Source organism: Methanosarcina spelaei (assembly GCF_002287235.1).
Classification (GTDB): domain Archaea; phylum Halobacteriota; class Methanosarcinia; order Methanosarcinales; family Methanosarcinaceae; genus Methanosarcina; species Methanosarcina spelaei.
In genome coordinates this window covers 25,523-44,776 of record NZ_LMVP01000334.1, presented here as the reverse complement: position 1 = coordinate 44,776, position 19,254 = coordinate 25,523, and the positions used below count along the sequence as shown (strand labels likewise).

19 protein-coding genes are annotated in these 19,254 nt (G+C 38.9%); 14 read left to right on the top strand and 5 right to left on the bottom strand.

The annotated features are described in order from the left end of the window. Position 1 precedes the first annotated feature (1 nt). From ASJ81_RS14035 to ASJ81_RS14015, 5 genes are all read left to right on the top strand, one after another. Positions 2-1,579 carry a hypothetical protein gene (locus tag ASJ81_RS14035; protein ID WP_095644942.1) on the top strand — a complete coding sequence of 526 codons (1,578 nt, stop codon included), beginning with the start codon at positions 2-4 and terminating at the stop codon, positions 1,577-1,579. Positions 1,580-1,703: 124 nt separating this feature from the next. Then, positions 1,704-3,683, top strand: coding sequence for an ABC transporter ATP-binding protein (locus ASJ81_RS24840; RefSeq protein ID WP_095644941.1), 1,980 nt, complete (start codon positions 1,704-1,706; stop codon positions 3,681-3,683). Between the two features lie 250 nt (positions 3,684-3,933). Continuing rightward, complete coding sequence (locus tag ASJ81_RS14025; protein ID WP_095644940.1) at positions 3,934-4,827, top strand: energy-coupling factor transporter transmembrane component T family protein; 894 nt, start codon at positions 3,934-3,936, stop codon at positions 4,825-4,827. Further along, positions 4,824-5,591, top strand: a complete 768-nt coding sequence (locus ASJ81_RS14020; RefSeq protein WP_095644939.1) for an ABC transporter ATP-binding protein — start codon at positions 4,824-4,826, stop codon at positions 5,589-5,591. Before ASJ81_RS14025 ends, ASJ81_RS14020 begins: the two co-directional genes overlap by 4 nt. After that, a complete protein-coding gene (locus ASJ81_RS14015) occupies positions 5,591-6,316 on the top strand; it encodes an ABC transporter permease (protein ID WP_170943319.1) in 726 nt (241 codons plus the stop codon). The genes ASJ81_RS14020 and ASJ81_RS14015 overlap by 1 nt, the downstream gene beginning before the upstream one ends. A gap of 398 nt (positions 6,317-6,714) precedes the next feature. Here ASJ81_RS14015 and ASJ81_RS14005 read toward each other — a convergent pair whose 3' ends face one another. From ASJ81_RS14005 to ASJ81_RS13995, 3 genes are all read right to left on the bottom strand, one after another. Next, complete coding sequence (locus tag ASJ81_RS14005; protein ID WP_095644937.1) at positions 6,715-7,719, bottom strand: phosphate signaling complex PhoU family protein; 1,005 nt, start codon at positions 7,717-7,719, stop codon at positions 6,715-6,717. A gap of 879 nt (positions 7,720-8,598) precedes the next feature. Beyond that, positions 8,599-8,964 (bottom strand): DUF5518 domain-containing protein, encoded by a 366-nt coding sequence (locus tag ASJ81_RS14000; RefSeq protein ID WP_080942266.1) that lies wholly within the window; start codon positions 8,962-8,964, stop codon positions 8,599-8,601. An 83-nt stretch (positions 8,965-9,047) separates the two neighbouring features. Beyond that, positions 9,048-9,359, bottom strand: a complete 312-nt coding sequence (locus ASJ81_RS13995; protein ID WP_095644936.1) for a SemiSWEET family sugar transporter — start codon at positions 9,357-9,359, stop codon at positions 9,048-9,050. 293 nt (positions 9,360-9,652) lie between these two features. Here ASJ81_RS13995 and ASJ81_RS13990 point away from each other — a divergent pair, with 293 nt between their 5' ends. The 5 genes from ASJ81_RS13990 to ASJ81_RS13970 all read left to right on the top strand — a co-directional run bounded on the left by ASJ81_RS13990 (position 9,653) and on the right by ASJ81_RS13970 (position 13,084). Then, positions 9,653-10,072: an HIT family protein gene (locus ASJ81_RS13990; RefSeq protein ID WP_095644935.1), complete on the top strand. Its 420-nt coding sequence runs from the start codon at positions 9,653-9,655 to the stop codon at positions 10,070-10,072. Positions 10,073-10,241: 169 nt separating this feature from the next. Then, a complete protein-coding gene (locus ASJ81_RS13985) occupies positions 10,242-10,469 on the top strand; it encodes a sulfurtransferase TusA family protein (protein WP_048107715.1) in 228 nt (75 codons plus the stop codon). 20 nt (positions 10,470-10,489) lie between these two features. Beyond that, entirely contained in the window at positions 10,490-10,909 is a 420-nt protein-coding gene (locus tag ASJ81_RS13980; RefSeq protein WP_095644934.1) for a DsrE/DsrF/DrsH-like family protein, read from the top strand. A 224-nt stretch (positions 10,910-11,133) separates the two neighbouring features. Next, the gene (locus ASJ81_RS13975; protein WP_170943318.1) at positions 11,134-12,300 is read left to right on the top strand and encodes a cysteine desulfurase family protein; all 1,167 of its coding nucleotides are present in this window, start codon (positions 11,134-11,136) and stop codon (positions 12,298-12,300) included. 148 nt (positions 12,301-12,448) lie between these two features. Next, the gene (locus ASJ81_RS13970; RefSeq protein WP_095644933.1) at positions 12,449-13,084 is read left to right on the top strand and encodes an iron-sulfur cluster assembly scaffold protein; all 636 of its coding nucleotides are present in this window, start codon (positions 12,449-12,451) and stop codon (positions 13,082-13,084) included. Between the two features lie 276 nt (positions 13,085-13,360). Here ASJ81_RS13970 and ASJ81_RS13965 read toward each other — a convergent pair whose 3' ends face one another. Both ASJ81_RS13965 and ASJ81_RS23820 read right to left on the bottom strand, forming a co-directional pair. After that, a complete protein-coding gene (locus ASJ81_RS13965) occupies positions 13,361-14,020 on the bottom strand; it encodes a helix-turn-helix transcriptional regulator (protein WP_245860167.1) in 660 nt (219 codons plus the stop codon). An 81-nt stretch (positions 14,021-14,101) separates the two neighbouring features. Then, complete coding sequence (locus ASJ81_RS23820; protein WP_245860164.1) at positions 14,102-14,254, bottom strand: hypothetical protein; 153 nt, start codon at positions 14,252-14,254, stop codon at positions 14,102-14,104. A gap of 249 nt (positions 14,255-14,503) precedes the next feature. Here ASJ81_RS23820 and ASJ81_RS13960 point away from each other — a divergent pair, with 249 nt between their 5' ends. From ASJ81_RS13960 to ASJ81_RS13945, 4 genes are all read left to right on the top strand, one after another. After that, complete coding sequence (locus ASJ81_RS13960) at positions 14,504-15,331, top strand: cupredoxin domain-containing protein (protein WP_095644932.1); 828 nt, start codon at positions 14,504-14,506, stop codon at positions 15,329-15,331. Positions 15,332-16,470: 1,139 nt separating this feature from the next. Further along, on the top strand, positions 16,471-17,433 hold the full coding sequence (locus tag ASJ81_RS13955; RefSeq protein WP_095644931.1) for a lysylphosphatidylglycerol synthase transmembrane domain-containing protein: 963 nt from the start codon (positions 16,471-16,473) through the stop codon (positions 17,431-17,433). After that, on the top strand, positions 17,409-18,539 hold the full coding sequence (locus ASJ81_RS13950; RefSeq protein WP_095644930.1) for a glycosyltransferase family 4 protein: 1,131 nt from the start codon (positions 17,409-17,411) through the stop codon (positions 18,537-18,539). Before ASJ81_RS13955 ends, ASJ81_RS13950 begins: the two co-directional genes overlap by 25 nt. After that, positions 18,505-19,230, top strand: coding sequence for a polysaccharide deacetylase family protein (locus ASJ81_RS13945; RefSeq protein ID WP_095644929.1), 726 nt, complete (start codon positions 18,505-18,507; stop codon positions 19,228-19,230). The genes ASJ81_RS13950 and ASJ81_RS13945 overlap by 35 nt, the downstream gene beginning before the upstream one ends. Positions 19,231-19,254 lie beyond the last annotated feature (24 nt).

Genomic DNA, 19,254 nt, shown 5'->3' with positions numbered 1-19,254 from the left:
AATGAAAAATAGAGGTTTTCTCCTCCTAATACTTGTGCTAATTCTACAGCCCGTAGCTGCACAGGCTCAGCAGGAGGATTTCAAACCTGAAGATATGACTACTTTCATAATTCAGGTCCCTCATGGGGTAGAAGGAAATGGCCTTGCAGTCGGAAACAGCACGCTCTCTGCATATCTTTTTTTTGAAAGCTATTATGATGGCGATATGAATGTGACAGTGGAACTTGACTTACCGAAAGGTTTTGTGCTTCATGAAGCTTCAGTTCATTCATTTTCACTTCAGACCGAGTATGATGACTGGTACAGGCTTGTTGATTTTTATATACCTGCGGACACGCCCTGCGGGACTTACAACATAACTGCAAAAGCAGTCGTTGATGTTAAGGGAACAAAACACACTATTGTACGTACAACCCAGCTTAAAATTGCGTCAAAAAAAGAAGTCGCAAATAAAGTCTCAGTATCCCAGCTCATAGTACCGTCAGATGAAGACGGAAATGGAGATCCCAGCCACCCTTTAAATACTCTGGTTGTCCAGGAAACATCTCCTGCACTCAAAAAGCTGCTTAAGGTTACGGACCTGAAGATCGAGAAAGAAGACCTTACTTCGACCTACATGGGGATAAAGATTACAAATACCGGGAACAGTACAATTCCTGTCATAGTCACATATGATATTCTTGACACAAAAACAGGTGAGCATGTAAAAGCGTTTAAACCCGATATTATGGGAATGAACGCAGACACTTTGTGTTATGCTACCGTAACCCTCTCACCAGGTTCAAGTTCACTGATAAGCCTTCCCATCTATATATCTCAGGATGCAATGGGAGGAGACTACCTTCTGAGGGTTAAAGTAAAACTCACAGGCAGCGACTGGATTGCAGTGACAAAAGATCAAAAAATTACTGCAATATCAAGACGGTGGGGGCCTATAATAACTACTTTTACCGCTTCTTTGCTAGGACTTACTGCTCTGGGCTTTTTCTTCTCAAGACCCAGAGAGATAATGGACAGGTTTAAAACCCGCAACCTTGTGATGATTGCCCTTTTCGGCACCGTTTCTTTTGCAGCAATAAACCTGCCCATGACCATCCTGTGGGAGTTATCCCATGCGATCTTCGGGCCATTCAGTTTCCTGTTCACAGGACTCTTCAATGAGATTTTACTTTACATGCTCATTACTTCTCTTGTAGTACTGATCCCAAAACCAGGAGTAATAAGCCTCTTTATGACAGTCAGATTTCTACTCGGAGGTTTTATAACAGGGAGTTTCACTCCTATAACTTTCATAACATTGTCCGTCAATGCGGTAATTCTGGAACTTTTATTGTATACTGCAGGTATAACCGGTAAAAATCCAGCTCCGGATAACAGGTTCAGGATGGGAATTCTTTGCGGGTTTGCTGACATGGCCAGTAGCTATGTATCCTTCAGTGTCTGGATGGTCCTCTACAGACTTTTCTACAGCGACTGGTACATAGCTGCAAATATCCTGATAGACGGATTCCTCTACACATTCATAGGAACCTGGTTTGGAATAAGCCTTGGAAATAGACTGAAAAAGGTGGCAGAATGACGAGAACTTTAGTCAGACTTTTCTGGCCTTTGGTCAAGCTTTCCCTCGGAAAGGTTTGCATCGCTGCCAGAAGCTTTCGATCAAACCTTTTTTTGAAAAGGTTGTGGTTTGCGGTTGTGGTATAATGATAGAAATTAAAGACCTATGGTATACTTATCCTGGAAGATCGGAGCCAACTTTAAAGGGAATCAACCTTAGAGTCGAAAAAGGAGAATTTGTTCTCCTAACAGGGCCTACAGGATGTGGAAAAAGTACTTTATTGAAAACCTTAAACGGGATCATCCCTCACGAATCAGGTGGGATATTTTCAGGTAGTGTGAAAATCAAAGGGATGGAAACCACTGAATCAAACCAGATTGAAATCTCGAAAGAAGTAGGCCTTGTGTTTCAAAACCCGGATGATCAGATTTTTTCTACAACCGTTGAGGATGAAGTAGCCTTTGGGCCTGAAAACCTCTGCTTCGAGCGAAAAGAAATTGATAGAAAGGTAGAAGAAGCCCTGAAAATCGTAGGGATGTCCGGTCACAGGCTGGCTTCCACAAATTCACTTTCCGGAGGACAGAAACAGAGAATCTGCATTGCAAGCATGCTTGCAATGGCGCCTGAGGTCCTTGCTATGGATGAGCCTGTAAGCCAGATGGACCCCAGGGGTACGCATGAAGTCCTGAATACGGTAAGAGAACTCAACAGGAAACTGAAAACGACTATTCTGCTAGTTGAACACAGACTACACGAGCTTGCACCCTTTGTAGACAGAATTGTCATAATGGACGAAGGAAAGATAGTCTTTGATCAACCTGCCTCGAAAGCTTTTGATCATCTTGAAGTATTTTACAGACTTGGACTTCGGATTCCCGAACCTGTTGAACTCTGCCATAGTCTTGGAATCAAAGCCAGTCCTTTGAGTGTCAGTGGGGCTCTTGCCTTACTGGACACGGAAGATTTTAGAAAAAATATTAATATTTTTCAGCCCTCTCCGAATCCAGAGAAAAGTACTGTAGTAATCAAGAACAGTTCAAGGAAACCTTCTACTGAAAATAACAATTCTGAAAATAACAATTCTGAAAATAACAACTCTGAAAATAACAACTCTGAAAATAACAACTCTGAAAATAACAACTCTGAAAATAACAACTCTGAAAATAACAACTCTGAAAATAACAACTCTGAAAATAACAACTCTGAAAATAACAACTCTGAAAATAACAACTCTGAAAATAACAACTCTGAAAATAACAACTCTGAAAATAACAACTCTGAAAACAATGGTTATGAAAACAATGATTGTAAAAACAATAGAAGTTCTATTGTTTCAATCCAGGACCTATGGTCAGGATACGAGAAAAACAAAATGGTACTGAAAGGAATAAATCTAGAAATCAATAAAGGTGAGAGAGTCGCGATTATGGGCACGAACGGTTCGGGAAAATCGACTCTGCTTTTACATCTTGCAGCTATTCTCAAACCAGATAAAGGAAGCGTGAAGGTTTTTGAAGAGGACACAAGGTCCAAGAATCCATATTCCTTTGCAGGTAAGGTCGGATTTGTGTTCCAGAACCCTGACCTTATGCTCTTCTGTGACTCAGCTGAGGAAGAAGCAAGATTCGGACCTGTTCAATTAAAGTACAGTAATATTGAGGAAAGGGTAAAAAATTCTCTTGAAGCCATGTCAATTCTTCCTTTCAGGTACGACCTCCCCCAGGCACTGAGCAGGGGACAGAGACTCAGAACAGCCGTTGCCTCGGTAATTTCCATAAACCCCGAACTTATTCTTCTCGATGAACCCACAACAGGGCAGGATAGAATGAACATAGAACAAATGATGGACTTTTTCAAAAATAATAATTCTACACTGATTTTCTGCACACACGACATTGAGGTAGCCATGTCTTATGCTACAAGAATCCTGGTGATGAATGATGGGAAGATCATAGCAGACGGAAAGGGAAAAGAAGTTATAAAAGACACTGAAAGCCTCAGAAAGGCCTCGCTTACCCAACCTCCGGTTGTTGAGATCGCAAATCATCTGGGAATCAACGCCTTTTCAGTTAAAGAACTTGTGAAAACACTGACTTCCAGAAGTGCTGAAGGGATAAAGTGTTGAAGGGAGATGCGGGATAACGTAAGATATTGAAAGGAGATGCTAATAACATAAGGTGTTAAAGAGAAATACTGAAACATAAGGTGTTGAAAGGAGATGCTAATAACATAAGGTGTTGAAGAGAGATGCTGATAACATAAGGTGTTAAAGAGAAATACTGAAACATAAGGTGTTGAAGAGAAATGTGCGATATAAAATATTAAAGAGATATACTGGATGATATAAGAACATTAAAGGGACGTGGGATGATAGCATGATAGGTGCTAGATCAATTGCAGAACCGACAATTAAGGATACAGTTATTAACAGGATAGACCCAAGAGCTAAGATTCTTATTCTGATTTCCATAGTTTTTGTCGCTGTATCCCTGGATAACCAGAAAACAATGTTTTTATTGTTTCTTACTGTACTCTCAGGATTCGTACTTGCAAAAATGCCGGCAATAAAGATCAAGACCCTGGTTATATTGCTCGTACTTTTGATATGGGGAACTATTTACTCACAGGCTCTCTTTTACTCTCAACTCCCGAGAACTGTTATTTTTACCATAATCCGTCCTGAATTCCCGATTCTGGGCTGGTTGACAGGCGGCGGACTGTTCGTTTATGAGGAAGGATTTCATCACGGCGCAGTTCAGGGACTTAGATCGGCTTCAATCCTTTCTCTTGGGCTGTTGATGTGCTGGACCACGGACTCGAGAGATATGTTAAATGGCCTGGTCGGACTCAGGGTTCCTTACAGCGTAGCTTTTATGGTGATCACAGCAGTAAGATTTTTACCAATAATAATCACCGAAGTAGCTACCGTGATAACAGTTCAGCGGCTCAGAGGATTTAATCCGACAAAGTTCGGGTCAGGAATCATAAAAACATTACTCAATATATTGACTCCGACTCTTGCAAACTGTGTACGGAGAACCGGAACCCTTGCGATCTCGATTCAGAGTCGAGCTTTTCGGGCAAACCCGGACCGGACATCTCTTAAAAAACTAGAGTTTTCGGACATTGATAAGATAGTGGTTGCAGTCTGTGTTTTTACAGCCATAAGTGTTGTGATTATGAAGCTTATTTACAATATGTATACAAGCGGGATTTATTATACTTCAGGTTTAAGGCCTGTTTATGCAATTGCAGGAGGATACCTGTGATAGAAATAAAAAAATTATCCCGATCCTTCGGAAACCTGGTTGCTGTGGATAATCTGGATCTTGAAATCGAAAACGAGATCTTTGGCCTTCTTGGTCCTAATGGGGCAGGCAAAAGTACGACAGTTATGATGCTTACAACTCTACTAAAACCCAGCAGCGGTACTGCAAAAGTATGCGGATACGATATAGTAAAAGAGTCCAAAAAAGTAAGGTCAAAGATAAGTTATGTCCCTCAGGATATGGCAGTTGACAGAAAACTCACAGGTAGGGAAAACGTACAGCTTTATGCAAAACTCTACGGCATCCCTAATAGGAGTTCAAAGGTAGATGAAGTGATTGAAATGATGGGGCTTTCAGATCGTGCCGGCGACCTTGTAGCAACATACTCCGGAGGAATGAGAAGACGTCTTGAACTTGCTCAGGCGCTTGTACACGAGCCGGAGGTTTTGTTTCTGGATGAACCGACCCTTGGACTGGATGTGAGTGGCAGAAAGAAGATTTGGGAGCATATCAGAATGCTTAAGGCCGAAGGGATGACCATCTTCATGACTACGCATTACCTTGAAGAAGCAGAAAAATACTGTAACAGGGTTGCGATTATCGATAAAGGACATATCGCGGTTGTTGGCTCTCCTGAAAACCTTACAAGCTCAATAGGAGAAAATGCCTCCCTTAATGATGTTTTCCTTGAAAACGTTAAAACCCCTGAAGAGCAGGCTGGGTTTAACTCAACACAGTTCAGAAACCTTCTGAGGCGAAGATGATGAGAGCAGTATATTACTATTTTGAGAGGGATCTCGTAAAATGGCTAAGAGGAAAGGTTACTGTTATTTCTTCTCTTGTAATGCCTGCAGCATGGCTGATATTTGTAGGGCTTGCCCTGCCAACAAAGTTTACGGAAAATTACCTTGAGTTTATCACTCCCGGAATCCTTGTCATGACTATGCTCTTCTCCTCCCTGCAGGGCGGTTCTCTAATGATTTTTGATAAAATACTGGGCTTTCTGAATAAGTTCATGGCCATGCCCTCTCCAAGGGAAAGTATACTATATGGAAAAATACTCTTTATCAGTGTCAGGGGCCTGATGCAGGCAACTGTGATACTCCTTATAGCTACTCTTCTTGGAGTAAGGATATTGAACCCTGTGCATATATTTCTGATATATCTTACACTGTTTTTATTTTCAGTGGTTTTTTCTGCTCTTTCAACTATGATAGGACTGTATTTAAGTGACCATGACAGCTATGCGGCTGTTAACAGCATGATCAGCATGCCTTTGTTCTTCACAAGCAGTGCACTCATGCCCTATGATGTCATGCCTGTCTGGTTGAGGGCTCTAGCCAGGCTCAATCCGGTAAGTTATGCAATAGACAGCACAAGGATCTTGTTTCAAGGAGGGATACCTGTTCAGGGACTTATAGGCCTTGCTATAGGAGCCGGAATCATGGTGCTTCTCGGGACATATCAGTTCAGGAAAGCATTCGTGTGAAAAAGAGGAACGAAAGTAAAGGAAGCAGAATATGGACAAAGGAGATAGAAGAGCAACAGAGAAAAAATTTAGAAATGGAATAGAAGTAGAAATAGAAAAGAAGTAGAAAAGGAGCAGAGAAAAATAAAAAAGGAGTAGGGAAAAATAGAAAAGGAGAGAAAAGGAGTAGAGAAAAGTAGAAAAGAAGTAAAGAAAAGTAGAAAAGAAGTAAAGAAAAGTAGAAAAGAAGTAAAGAAAAGTAGAAAAGAAGTAAAGAAAAGTAGAAAAGAAGTAAAGAAAAGTAGAAAAGAAGTAAAGAAAAGTAGAAAAGAAGTAAAGAAAAGTAGAAAAGAAGTAAAGAAAAGTAGAAAAGAAGTAAAGAAAAGTAGAAAAAGAGTAGAAGTCCAAACCTTTGAGGTTTAAACTCTTTTAATGTTCATGTTGATTGCAACTTCTGCAATATCAGCACTGTACTCCGAAACCCGCCTGAGACTTTCCAGGATCATGCTAAGTTCAATATTGCCTGGACCTTCACAATTCTGCGGTTCCAAAGAAACCCCGAATTGGGAAACTTTCTTGGCCTCCACGACGATTTTATTAATAGCCTGCGGGTCTTCCTCAGCCATTGAGTCTATTGAGCTTTCAAAAACCTTGCAGGAGAGTTCAGCCATCTTAAAGATAGGGTCATCAGCGCTGACTCCGGAACCCATTTTCAGGATACTTTTTGCAATTTTTACAGCATGATCTCCCACACGCTCGATACTTTTCGTAATAAGTCTGTATCCCAGGCATTCTCTAGGGTGCCGGATTCCAATCTTTTCAGATAGCTCGATATCTTCAATAGAAGCCTTTAGCTGACGGACGGCAAGAAGATAAAAGCGATCCACATCGTCGTCTCTCTGAATGACATCTTCAGCAATCTCTACATTGTGATCCCTGAGAGCAGTCATGGAGTCTTCAAGCATGGAAAGCACAAGCCCATACATGTTTCTAATTACCCGGGCAAGGGGAAGGTCATTGTAGTTCAGAAGGCATTGGAAGACCAGTTCATTCCTAGATTCTTCTATAAGTTCAAGTCCTATCAGTTTCTGACGCACAGAGTCTTTGATAAACTTACGGTCATAGGCACTGAAGCCTTTTTTGGTAGTCAGTCTGATAATGTCGTAGCCTACAAGATAATGAGAAATAAGAATCCTGAGATTATTTTCTGCACTGTCGGAGTGAACATAGTCAACGGTTGCATTAAGGGTGGAATGATCCTTTGAAACCGCACTTGAAGAGACAAGCAGAGTTTTATTAGGCATAGGTGTGAGCGTAAGGGTGTCACCGGCCTCAAGCCCTATATCTCGGACCCATTTTATAGGGAGAGACACAATATAGGTAGAGTTTCCGGTAAACTGAACTTTTCTTTTATCCTTGGTAATAAATAAACCCCCTAGGGTATTTTAGTTAATCTTAAGAGAACTATATAGAGAAAAGTAATATATAAAGGTATCTTAGAAATAGAACACTAAAATGATAAATAAAACATGATAGCTGTGTCTAATTATGGTATATAGGATCAATTACAGAATCATAGAAAAACATAGAGTTAGGCTAAAAATTCGGTTGTAAAGGTAGATATAAAATCAATTTTTAGAAAGACATTTTTTCTCGTAAAACTCTTTTCTTACAATAGGTACAAAACAATTCTGTAAATACTATATTAATCACTTTCGAATAACAATAAAAACCAATTAATCAAGGAACAAACTGGAAGAAAGGAAGTATGAAAAACTGCTGAAAAGATGATTAAAATAAAGAAAAAAAATGGCTAACAAAATAAAGGAAAAAAATGGTTAACAAAATAAAGGAAAAAAATGGTTAACAAAATAAAGAAAAAAATGGTTAACGAGAATCAAAGATGATATAAATAAAGAGAACTAATTAACGGGAAATTAGCAGTTTAGCGAATTTTCTGTAGATATAGAGTCAAAGTTTTTGTATGCTGATTATACTTTAGTTCTCTTGTTGTTGGATTCTCCAACTACTAACTTATTAAGATTTATTATTTTACAGAAAAATTGACACACCACCTAAATTTCTGTATTTTAATCTAGATTTTTGTGTTTTCATTATACTCTAAACTACTATGTTTTTACTATACTCAAAATTATTGTGTTTTTCTTTTGTTTTTCTTTTAAGTTTATACAAGTGATATTCTTCAGGATTAGAGATGTTTACTGTTGAATAAACATTATTTTGCAAACATTCTTAATATCTTATATATTCCTGAAGTTCACTTTAGAAGTAAGACCCTAATGTCAAAATTTTCCTCTTTCAGCCAGAACAGCCCCAATTACCGAACCAATTATGCCTATCACAGCGGTATGAGCTACGATGACAATGGTAACTATAAATGCAGAGGCAGCTATAAGTCCTCCAAGTACAGGGGCGTCTCTGAGTATCGATCCAAGAATTCCTCCAAGAAGAAAACCCGGAATAATCATGAAAACGGTCATTAAAACTCCGGTCTTAAGCCCTTCTCCAGAACCTCCGTCTGCGTAATAACCTCCTAAAAGACCTCCCAGAAAAGGAGCTATGGAGTTTACTAATGGAATGAAATAAAAGACAAAAGTACAGACCATACCTATGAGTGCTCCACTTAAAACTCTTGCTATTATCTTCACCTCCCACAGTAAAGAACGTACATATCTTAGTTGTTATAATAAAATTGATTTAATTATTCATAAATATATAGCTAGACACTAGATTATTTTCTAGAAATAAATAGATTCTTCCCAGATCTTCCATACTTATTACCAAAGTTAAGGACAAAACCCAAATAGTCATTTTTAATCTTGAGCCCCAGCAGTAAGAAAGCAAGTACGAAAGAAATACTGTTTGCAGTGATCAGGGCTGGATCATTTACCAGGATACCGTGAAGCATCCAGAGAAACATACCTGAAGTAGAGCAAATTAGCATCATCAGGGATACATCCTTTGTAGACCTGGTAGTCAAAGCTCTTAGAAGCTGTGGAGCAAAAGCTACAGTTGTCAGTGCACCTGCAATATAACCGATCATTTAATTTCACTTCCAGAATTTAGCTAAGGTGTCCCAGAAAAAAATAGAAAATCTCTGAGAGTTGCGATGTAACCGCAACAGCATGATACTCTTTTCCTTAGATTTGTGGCTCTGCAGCCCAGTTCCATCTCGGGATGAGAGGTTCCTTTCATTTAGTTCAAAGGGCTAAGGCTCCAGGTTCAATCAGTTAAGGAACAATTACTTAAATAATTTTTTTATTTGCATATACATTTTTCGAAAGAAACATAACCCTGATATAAGCGTATCTCGTAAAACTCTACTGGGATATGGTTATGACAGAAGACTGCCTTTTTTGTAAAATAATAGAAGGAAAAGTTCCTTCAGAGAAGGTATATGAAGATACTGCCGTTTTTGCATTTCTTGATGTTTTTCCGGCAAGCGAAGGGCATACACTGGTAGCTCCTAAAAAACACTTTAGCAAGTTTACGGATATGGATGCGGAAAGTGTTGCTTCGCTTTTTGAGGCTACAAGGAAGATTACGGCTGCAATCGAGAAGGCATTTTCAGCAGAGGGATCGAACATTGGAATCAATGATGGAAAAGTCGCAGGACAGGAGGTTCCCCATGTCCATGTACATGTTATTCCCAGGAGAAAAGGAGACGGTGGGAGAGGAATAAAATCAATAGTATGGACTGAACCTGATACTGCCAATTTGAAAGAAGTTTCGGAAAAGATCAGAAGAGCGCTCTGAAAAGAAAGCTCACAACAAGAGAAATAATCCCCAGACAGAACATTTCCCAGATGGGGTTTTCAATACGAAACGATAATATATTTTTTGGAATATAATGAATTTAAGGAAAGGCAGAAGGCAGAATTGTTGTCAGTACCCTTCCGTTTCTCTTACTTTGGGGGTAAGAACAATGGCAGAAATGGAAATTGATGTTAGAGGGCAGACCTGCCCTGTTCCTCTGGTAGAATGCAGAAAAGCCTTAAAGAAAGCCTCTCCAGGGGATCTTGTTATTGTGAAGGGAACACATCCGGCATCAAGAAAAGAGATTCCTATGGCCTGCGAAGCAATGGGGCTCACAGTACTGGAAATTGAAGATAAAGAAGGAGGTAAAGAGTGGGAGATTAAGATCCGGAGATAAGCCGGAAGGGGAATTAAAACATGGGGGAAAAGACTGTTATTATCCTGCATAGCGGAGACATGGATAAGGTATACAGCGCACTTATAATTGCAAACGGAGCTCTTGCAATGGGTATGGAAGCCTCCATATATTTTACTTTCTGGGGGTTAATGCGCTTGAAGAAAGGAGAGCTTGATAAGGGGCCACTCTCCAAAATGAATATGCTAGGGCTTGGCAGGCAGATGAAAAAACAAAGAATGAATAAAGCCAATGTTGCTTCACTTGAAAGGCTGATGAACGATTTCAAGGAACTTGGCGGAAAGATAATTGCCTGCGAGATGACCATGGAAATTATGGGCTTGAGTAAAGAGGAGCTTCGAACAGACTGGATAGATGAATGGGGAGCTGTAGGTTCGTATATTCAGGAAGCACGGGACGCAAACGTAACTCTCTTTATTTGAGGTTTGGAGAACTCTTAGAGTTTGAGTTAAAGCTTAAAATATCACTATAATATGAGTTTTTCCATGGTTTGACCTGAATTAGATGTGTCTTACTGAGCAAATATTACTATCCAGGGAATTATTACTGCTAATTTATCGGATTAAAATCCAGAAACTTACTGGAGACTCTGAGATTTAACTGTAAAATCTAAAATTTGATTATTTCAAACGGGGAGGGAGAAGAAATATTCGAGAATATAATATATCTTGACAATGCCGCATGCACACGATTGGATGAGCGGGTACTTGAAGTAATGAAACCTTATTTTTTTGATGCCTATGCAGTTGCAACATCGGAATTTGGCTATTCTATGGGTATTGAAGCAAAAGAAGCACTTGCAAGATCCCGAGAAAGCATAGCTTCAAAGCTTGATGCAAACTCGGAAGAGATTATCTTCACTTCAGGGTCCACTGAATCAAGCAACACTGCACTTAAAGGCGTTGCCATGGCTCTTAAAGAGAAGAAAGGAAAACACGTTGTTGTCTCGAAGATAGAAGATTTTCCTGTTCTTAATACAGCAAAAGCTCTCGAAGGACAGGGTTTTAGTGCGACTTTTCTGAATGTCGATCCTGAAGGATTTGTGGATCTCGAAGGACTTAAAAACGCTATCACAAGAGAAACTGTTCTCGTTTCAGTTCAACAGGGAAACCAGGAAATAGGGACAGCACAGGATTTGAAAGCTATCTCGGAAATATGTGAAGAAAAAGATGTGCTCCTGCACACGGATGCTACTCATAGCTTTACTCGGCTACCTCTCAATGTAAAGGAACTACCTGTGGACCTGATCACTGTGTCCGCCCATACCATCCACGGCCCAAGAGGAATAGGTGCTCTTTACATCAGGAAAGACACCCCAATAACCAAATTTATGGATGGAGGTTTCCAGGAATTTAACCTGAGGGCAGGGGTAGAAAATATTCCATCAGCCGTTGGTTTTGCAAAAGCTGTAGAACTCGTAACCGAAGAGGAAAACAAAAGGCTCAAAGCAATGAGAGATCGCATAATTGATAAAGCACTCTCTGAGATTCCGGAAGTTACCCTCAACGGAAGCCGAGAAAAACGCCTGCCTCAGAACGCAAACCTGACTTTTCACTATGTAGAAGGTGAATCCGTAACTTTGCACATGGATATGAGAGGTTTTGCAGTAAGTACGGGTTCAGCCTGTTTCAGTCGTTCCCTTGAAGCTAGCCATGTAATCAGGGGTATAGGAGGAGATCACGAAAGAGCTCATGGCTCAGTGCGCTTTACCTTTGGACGCTATAATCATATTGAGGATGCCGATGCAGCAATTGAAGCAATGAGCGAAATAGTGGCAAGGCTCAGGGAAATTAGCCCTCTTGCAAGGAAATGAGTGGAAATAGATGGAAAGCGCACAAAAGGAAGCAGACTATAGATATTTCAGATGATTTAGTCATTTTAAACGGTTTAGTCATTTTAGACGATTTAGGCATTCTAAACAATTAAAAATAGAATATTAGACAGAAAGAGAGAGTGAGATAATGAAGTTTCCTTACAGTCAAAAAGTGCTGGAGCATTTTAAGAACCCGCACAATGTCGGACAGATCGAAAATCCTGACGGAAAAGGCCTCGAAGGAAGCCCGGCTTGCGGAGACATGGTAGCGGTTTACATTAAGGTCAACCCAGACACCAAGGTTATTGAGGATATAAAATTCGAATCTTACGGCTGTGCATCAAATATTGCTACCGCTTCAATTATAACAGATCTTGCACGTGGAAAAACTCTCGATGAAGCAAAGAAAATAACATGGAAACAGGCTTCGGAAGAACTTGGAGGGCTTCCTCCGATTAAAGCCCACTGCTCAGTACTTGCAGTTGAGGGACTGCGGGCTGCAATCAGAGATTATGAGGAAAAACACGGGCTTATAACCGAGAAAGAGCCTACTACCGAAGAGGTTATCAAAAGCAGGCTAAAACACGTTATGAACCCTCTGACCGGTCTTGACATAATTCGTACAAACCTTATCCTGAAAACGAGCGTTGAAAATGGAGTTGTGAGGGTAGTTGTAGACCTGCCTGCAAACCATCAGTTTGCTCCAGCAATAAAAGAGGATATTATGGAGAAACTGGGATCTTTGTGGGACGTCGAAAGGGTTGATGTAATATTTACAGCCTGACTCTTACATTTACAGCCTGACTCTTACGGTCTGCTCTCAGATGAGATCTAGTCTAAAGATCTAGAAAAACGAAGAGAGGAGAGTATTTTCTCCTCTCAAATGAATTTACCTCAAATAAGCTTATGGAATATGTTCCTTATATTTTATGATTCCAATGCTAGCTTTGTATTTTTTATAATTAGCCCGGATAGTTAACTGTGTGTTAAAATGCGAAAAAAATGATAGTGAAAGTTCAAAAACCAACCGATTTATGAATAAATTTAACAAAAGATAATTTCATAAGATAGATAAAGATGAAGATACGGACTTTGACCTTTCCTTATAATACATGAAAAGTTCCTCTCCCCATTTTAAAGCCTGAGGCTCAAAGGCAATTAGAAATCGAGTCGTTAATCTTCCTTTTTTATCCAGTAGAGATAGAATAAATATCTTATCAGTTATAATCATTGATATGGGTTTTAAGTCACCTTCATATACCAAAAGATTAGAAGCCTTGCTACAAAAAACGTTTTTTATTTCTTTTTTATATTCGATCAAGGCTTTGTTAATGATAGGGTTATTTGTTTTTAAAATTGGGATATCGGAATGATATTCAGTCTGGAAAGCCTCCAGGACTTTTTCTGTAACAATTGTTGTAGCTTCGATATCCTTTTGAAGATACTCAAAAAGAAGTAAAAGAGAAAACGGATGAAATATTGAAATAAAAGACATTATACGCTTAGAACTCATCAGATTTGTCATAACTTCTTCTGGAATCCGGAAAACGTTTGAAAAATCCGGTTCTATAATTCTAACGTAGCCCAGTTCTCCGATTTTATTAAGAATGTGAAAAGGAATAGGGCTTACGTCATGGTCAGACCAGAAATCCAGATTATCTTCATATACTGAAAGTGTGTTCAGGAAAAACTCTGCATTTGAAGCAATCACTGCACCCATTTCTGAGAGGGAGTATACTCCATGATCTTCAAGAACAAGGCCCCAATCAGTTAATTTTTTAATTTGGGGAGTGATTGATTTCTAGGGAAAATCAAGCACATCTTTGATGTCCTCACTGTTTTTCGGGCCTTCTTTTTTAAGAAGTAAAAGAAGATTCTTTCTTTTTTCAGAAAGGAAAAGAGTATCCAGAAGCGAAGATCTGGTTTCTACTCTGGTATGTGCTTTCGATTTCATTTTACCTAATAATACTGGAAGGAAATATATAAATTCAATGAAAAATTCTTCATTTCAAAAGAAAGAAACAGAAATCTAACTATTTTTATTTATAGTTTTAAAAAATTGATAGTAATCGACGTTTCAAAAGGCTAGTTTTTCAATCAATTTAGAATACCAGGACTTTTTGCTTATTCCAAAGTGGTTTGCCTGGCAAAAACCTCTGGATTATTCCCTCCACGCGGATAAAAATTACACCGTTTTGGCTATATGAAATGCGTATCAACGTTTAGAGTGGTAATTCCAAAAAAGATTTTGATACAAAGCTGGAAAACTGGAGGTTTTAAGACGGAAAATCGTAATAAATCTATAGTCTTTGCCCTGCTAATAGTTGCACTTCTTACAATGTCGACAGGTTTTGCAGTAGCAAAAGAGGCAAAACCAGTTGTAAAAAGTGCTGATACTCCTGCTAACAGGGTAGTCATTTTCAGTGCCTTTTCACCCGAGAAAATTGATATACACTCAGGTGAAAATGTTACCTGGATTAACTTCAAGAAACCAAAAGCCCCAGTAGTACTTGTGAGTGCGGACGAGCTTTGGGAAGAGGCAATATTGAACTATGGAAAAGCCTTTTCCGTTACTTTTGAAAAGCCAGGAACCTACACTTTTACTCTTAAGGATAATCCCAATATAAAAGGAACAGTAACCGTACTTGCTGATGAATCACAGAAAGTAAGTTCAGAGAAACCTGGGGAAACAGTTACTGAAGAGAAAGTGCATGTTCAGTTAAAACCAGAATCAGCTCTGAAACACCTGGAGATAAAGAGTGAAGAAAATGTCAGTCACGAAGAAAAGATAGCAATATATTCAACAGCACTTACTCCAAACCATTTAGATATTGAAAAAGGAGACACGGTTTCATGGGTAAACTACAAAAAGCCAAAATCACCTTCCGTGCTTGTGAGTGAAAATAAATTATGGGAAAAACAAACTCTTAATTACGGAAAAGCATTTTCATACACGTTTGAAGACTCAGGAACTTATACATTCAGTCTAGAAGGAATTCCAGAAGCAAAAGCTACTGTTATAGTAAAGTAAAAGCTATATATTTAACGAAAAAGCGGAAAAACTCAGGCTAAAAAGTCCACGTCAGGAAACTAAATTGAACACCGAAAAATTTGTTACCTACACAAATTAGAGAAATGTAAAAGAGATGTGCGGTAGTGGGGGTTTAATAACAATTTTTGAATGAAATCGTCAGAATAAGTAAGAACTAAGAAAGTGAGAGGATAGACAGGAAAATATGTAACAATTATTTTTTGAAAAATTTCTACGATAACTTTAACATCTACTTTAGCGAGTTTACTGAGGGAAATTCTCTTTAAATTGCCTGCACTTCGTACATTTTGAATCCTTGCCTTCAAGGACCCTATAAAAGTTTCTTTTTTTTACCTTGTCAAATATCTCAGCATTGTTAAGTATTTGAAATTTTCAGAAATATGTACTCTGAAGGACAGGATATACAGTAATAGTAGCCAGTACAGTTAACTCCTGTTTTTACCCGTAGATTTTCTATACTTTATAAATCAGCTTTTTTTTCTTTGACCAGGAAATGAGAAAAACCATTTCAGTTTTTTCTTCTTTAACCAGGAATTAAGGAAAACCATTTCAGTTTTTTCTTCTTTAACCAGGAATTAAGGAAAACCATTTTGGTTTTTTCTTCTTTAACCAGGAATTAAGGAAAACCATTTTGGTTTTTTCTTCTTTGATCATGGAATGAGGAAAACTATTTTCTGAGAGTTTACGTGGCTCTCCATTAATCAGATCGGACAAAGAAGAAGTTTGGGAAAAAGAACAATAAAAAAACTATATTATAAATGTTAGGTTTAATTCGAAACTAAAATATAGAAGTTAAATCTAGAAAAAACGACGATGACAGATATTATATAAAAAGAACCTAAAAATAATAACTGGATCATGTAGGAAATAAGAAATACTTTTTAATGCATTATAGCCTCGGGCATATAGAGATGTGATTTTGATACATGGTACTTAACACGTAGTATTTGATGCGTAAAAAAAGAATATTTTAAATATGTCTTTTTCAATCTGGAGAAGTACCGGATCCAAAGTGAAATCAATCCCAGTTCATGGAATAGTCCAGACAGGAATAGATTTTAATTATAAAGAATATACACAAAAACTCCATTCTTAATCCCTAATTGAAGGTGTACTTTTTGAACCAGGGAATATTGAAGAAAGCCATTGTGATTCTCTTACTGATTGCAGTGGGAGTATTTCTTGTCCGTGCTTACTGGACGGAGATTGTATCTGTTTTTGGAGAGAGCTTGAAAATGCTCACTGAAACACGGATTCGATATGTTATTCTGGCGTTCTCAGTTTACCTGCTGAGTGTGTATTTATTTGCGGTCCGCTGGCAGCAAGTGCTCTCCCGCATTGGTTATACTCTTAAAGCTACAGACCTTCTTCCCATTCTTTTCGGAGCAATTTTTGTTAATAACCTGACTCCAGCGAATCGGACAGGAGGAGAACCCTTGCGGATGTTCTGGGCTAATAAACGCTTCGGTATAAGCTATACTGACGCTTTCATAACGATCCTTTTTGAAAGGCTCGTTGAAGCTATTCCCATTATCTTGCTATTATTCTATGTGTTATACCGCTTTCCCTCTTTAGAGATTAACTTCCTGCCTCAGAAAAGCATCTTGACGTTAAGTTCAACTTATTTACTGATCCTTGCCTTCCTTACAACCGGAATACTCATATGGGTTTTCCGGGAAAAATTTACTGTCTTTCTTAAAGATATACAGCAAAACTGGAAAAAACTCAATAAAGCCTTTATTCCTGTTCTCCTGTTATCTTCCGGGGTCTGGATTCTTGATATAATACGCCTTCAGCTTATCTCTATGGCTCTAAATCTTCATCTCCCCCTATATATTGTTGCATCAGTTTCAATTTTTTATCTCCTACTTGGACTTCTGCCAATAACCCCAGGAGGACTTGGAATAGTTGAAGGAGGGCTGATCTCCCTGCTTCTATATTTTGGGTTATCGCTTGCTTCCTCAGGAAGTTTCGTTTTTCTAGAACGTTTTATTTCTTTTGGGCTCAGCAGCCTGATAGGATTCCTGTACCTTTTTTACTACGGAGGAAGTGAGATATGGAAAAACATAAAATTGCAATGATCAGTGATTGGTATTTTCCAAAGGTTGGCGGAATCGAGTATTCCATGCATACCCTAGCTAAAACCCTGAACACGCACGGATATGAAGTAAGTGTTATTACAAGGAGCTATCCGGGTATTCCTGAGTACAGCAGAAGGGATGGAGTATCAGTAATAAGGGTCAAAGGTAGACCTTTACCCGGACAGAGTCGGTTTCTCATGCCCAGTGCATATAAAGAACTTTTTGGCCTTTTAAAAAATGAAAATTATGAAATTATTAACTGCCATGGACTGGATTCACCCATAGGTATGGCTGCTCTTATTGCATCCCAAAAACTCGGAATTCCCGTAGTAGTCACCAATCATTCCCTAGTAGGAGATACGCCATACCGCTCGCTTTTTTATCTTGCCGGTAAATTGCTTTTAAAGAATGCTGACGCTGTAATTGCAGTTAGTTCGGCAGTTGAAAAAGACTCTAAGATAATGACAAAAAAACCAATTTACCGAATTTTCAATGGGGTAGATTCTGAGGATAAAATCGTCAAAGTCCCTTTTCCTGTTGATCCTGAAGGAAAACTCGTAATTGTCACCGTTGCACGAATGACAAAGAAAAAAGGTGTTCAGAATATTGTAGACCTTGCCCCTTCTCTTCTGCAAAAATATAAAAATTTGTTATTTGTAATGATAGGAGACGGTGAACTCAAGGAAAAGCTGGAAAAAACGGTAGAAGAGTTAGGTATATCCAGAAATTTTTACTTTACAGGAGAAGTATCCAGGGAAAAAGTGCTGGGATATCTGGAACAGGCAGACATCTTTGCCCTTCCCTCGATTAATGAGGCTTTTGGGATTTCGATTCTGGAGGCAATGTCAAAAGAAGTTCCTGTTGTAGCAATGAATAATAGTGGAGTTTCGGATATTATAACTAACGGTGTGAACGGCTATCTTGCAGACAGTCTTACCGAATTTTCATCCTATCTTGAGAATCTTATAGAAAAATCGGCTCTGCGAACTTCCTTTTCCAGGGAGGCTTTAAGAGGGCTTTCAAACTATGATTGGAATAGGATCTGTGAACAGACAATCAGAGTATATAAACATGTCACTTATGAAAAATATCACAATAACCGTTGATGTGGAAGAAGATTGTCCTCCTATGCTTACGAGTACGAGAGGCATGGAAGAAGGACTGCCTGAGTTACTGGACCTTTTCAAAAAAGAAGGGATAAGAGCAACCTTTTTTGTTACCGGAATGATGGCTAAGCAGTACCCTGACCTTATATCCAGAATTCCGGAAGAAGGACACGAGCTTGGATGTCATGGACACACTCATACACGTTTTGACCGAATGGATAAAGAAGAAGCCAGGTTTGCTCTTAAACAGGCTGGAAAAGTTTTAAGGCAATTTGAAAGGAAACTTGTTTCTTTCAGGGCTCCAAACCTTCAATTTCCGAGAAACTATCTTGGACTTCTAGAAGATGAGGGTTTCAGGTATGATTCATCCGTTGCAGCGTATAAGCCTCCTTTTCCTAGGAGTAAAATTGAAGGCAAAATAATAAGGATTCCTGCGACGATTACTTCTTCATTTGTAAGACTGCCCCCTGGATTTTTTCTCCCGATACTCAAGTGCTGGGAATCTCCTGTCATTTTTGTCCATCCCTGGGAATTCGTAGATATGTCAAACACATCTATACGCCTGGACTGCAAGTTCAATACCGGAGGAAAAGCTCTCAACAACCTTAAAATCCTGATCCGTGCCTTAAAATCTCAACACTACAGTTTTTTAACTCTGCAGGAAAGAGCGAATCTTGAAAGATATAAGTAACTGCCTGAAAACAGTAAATAAAAC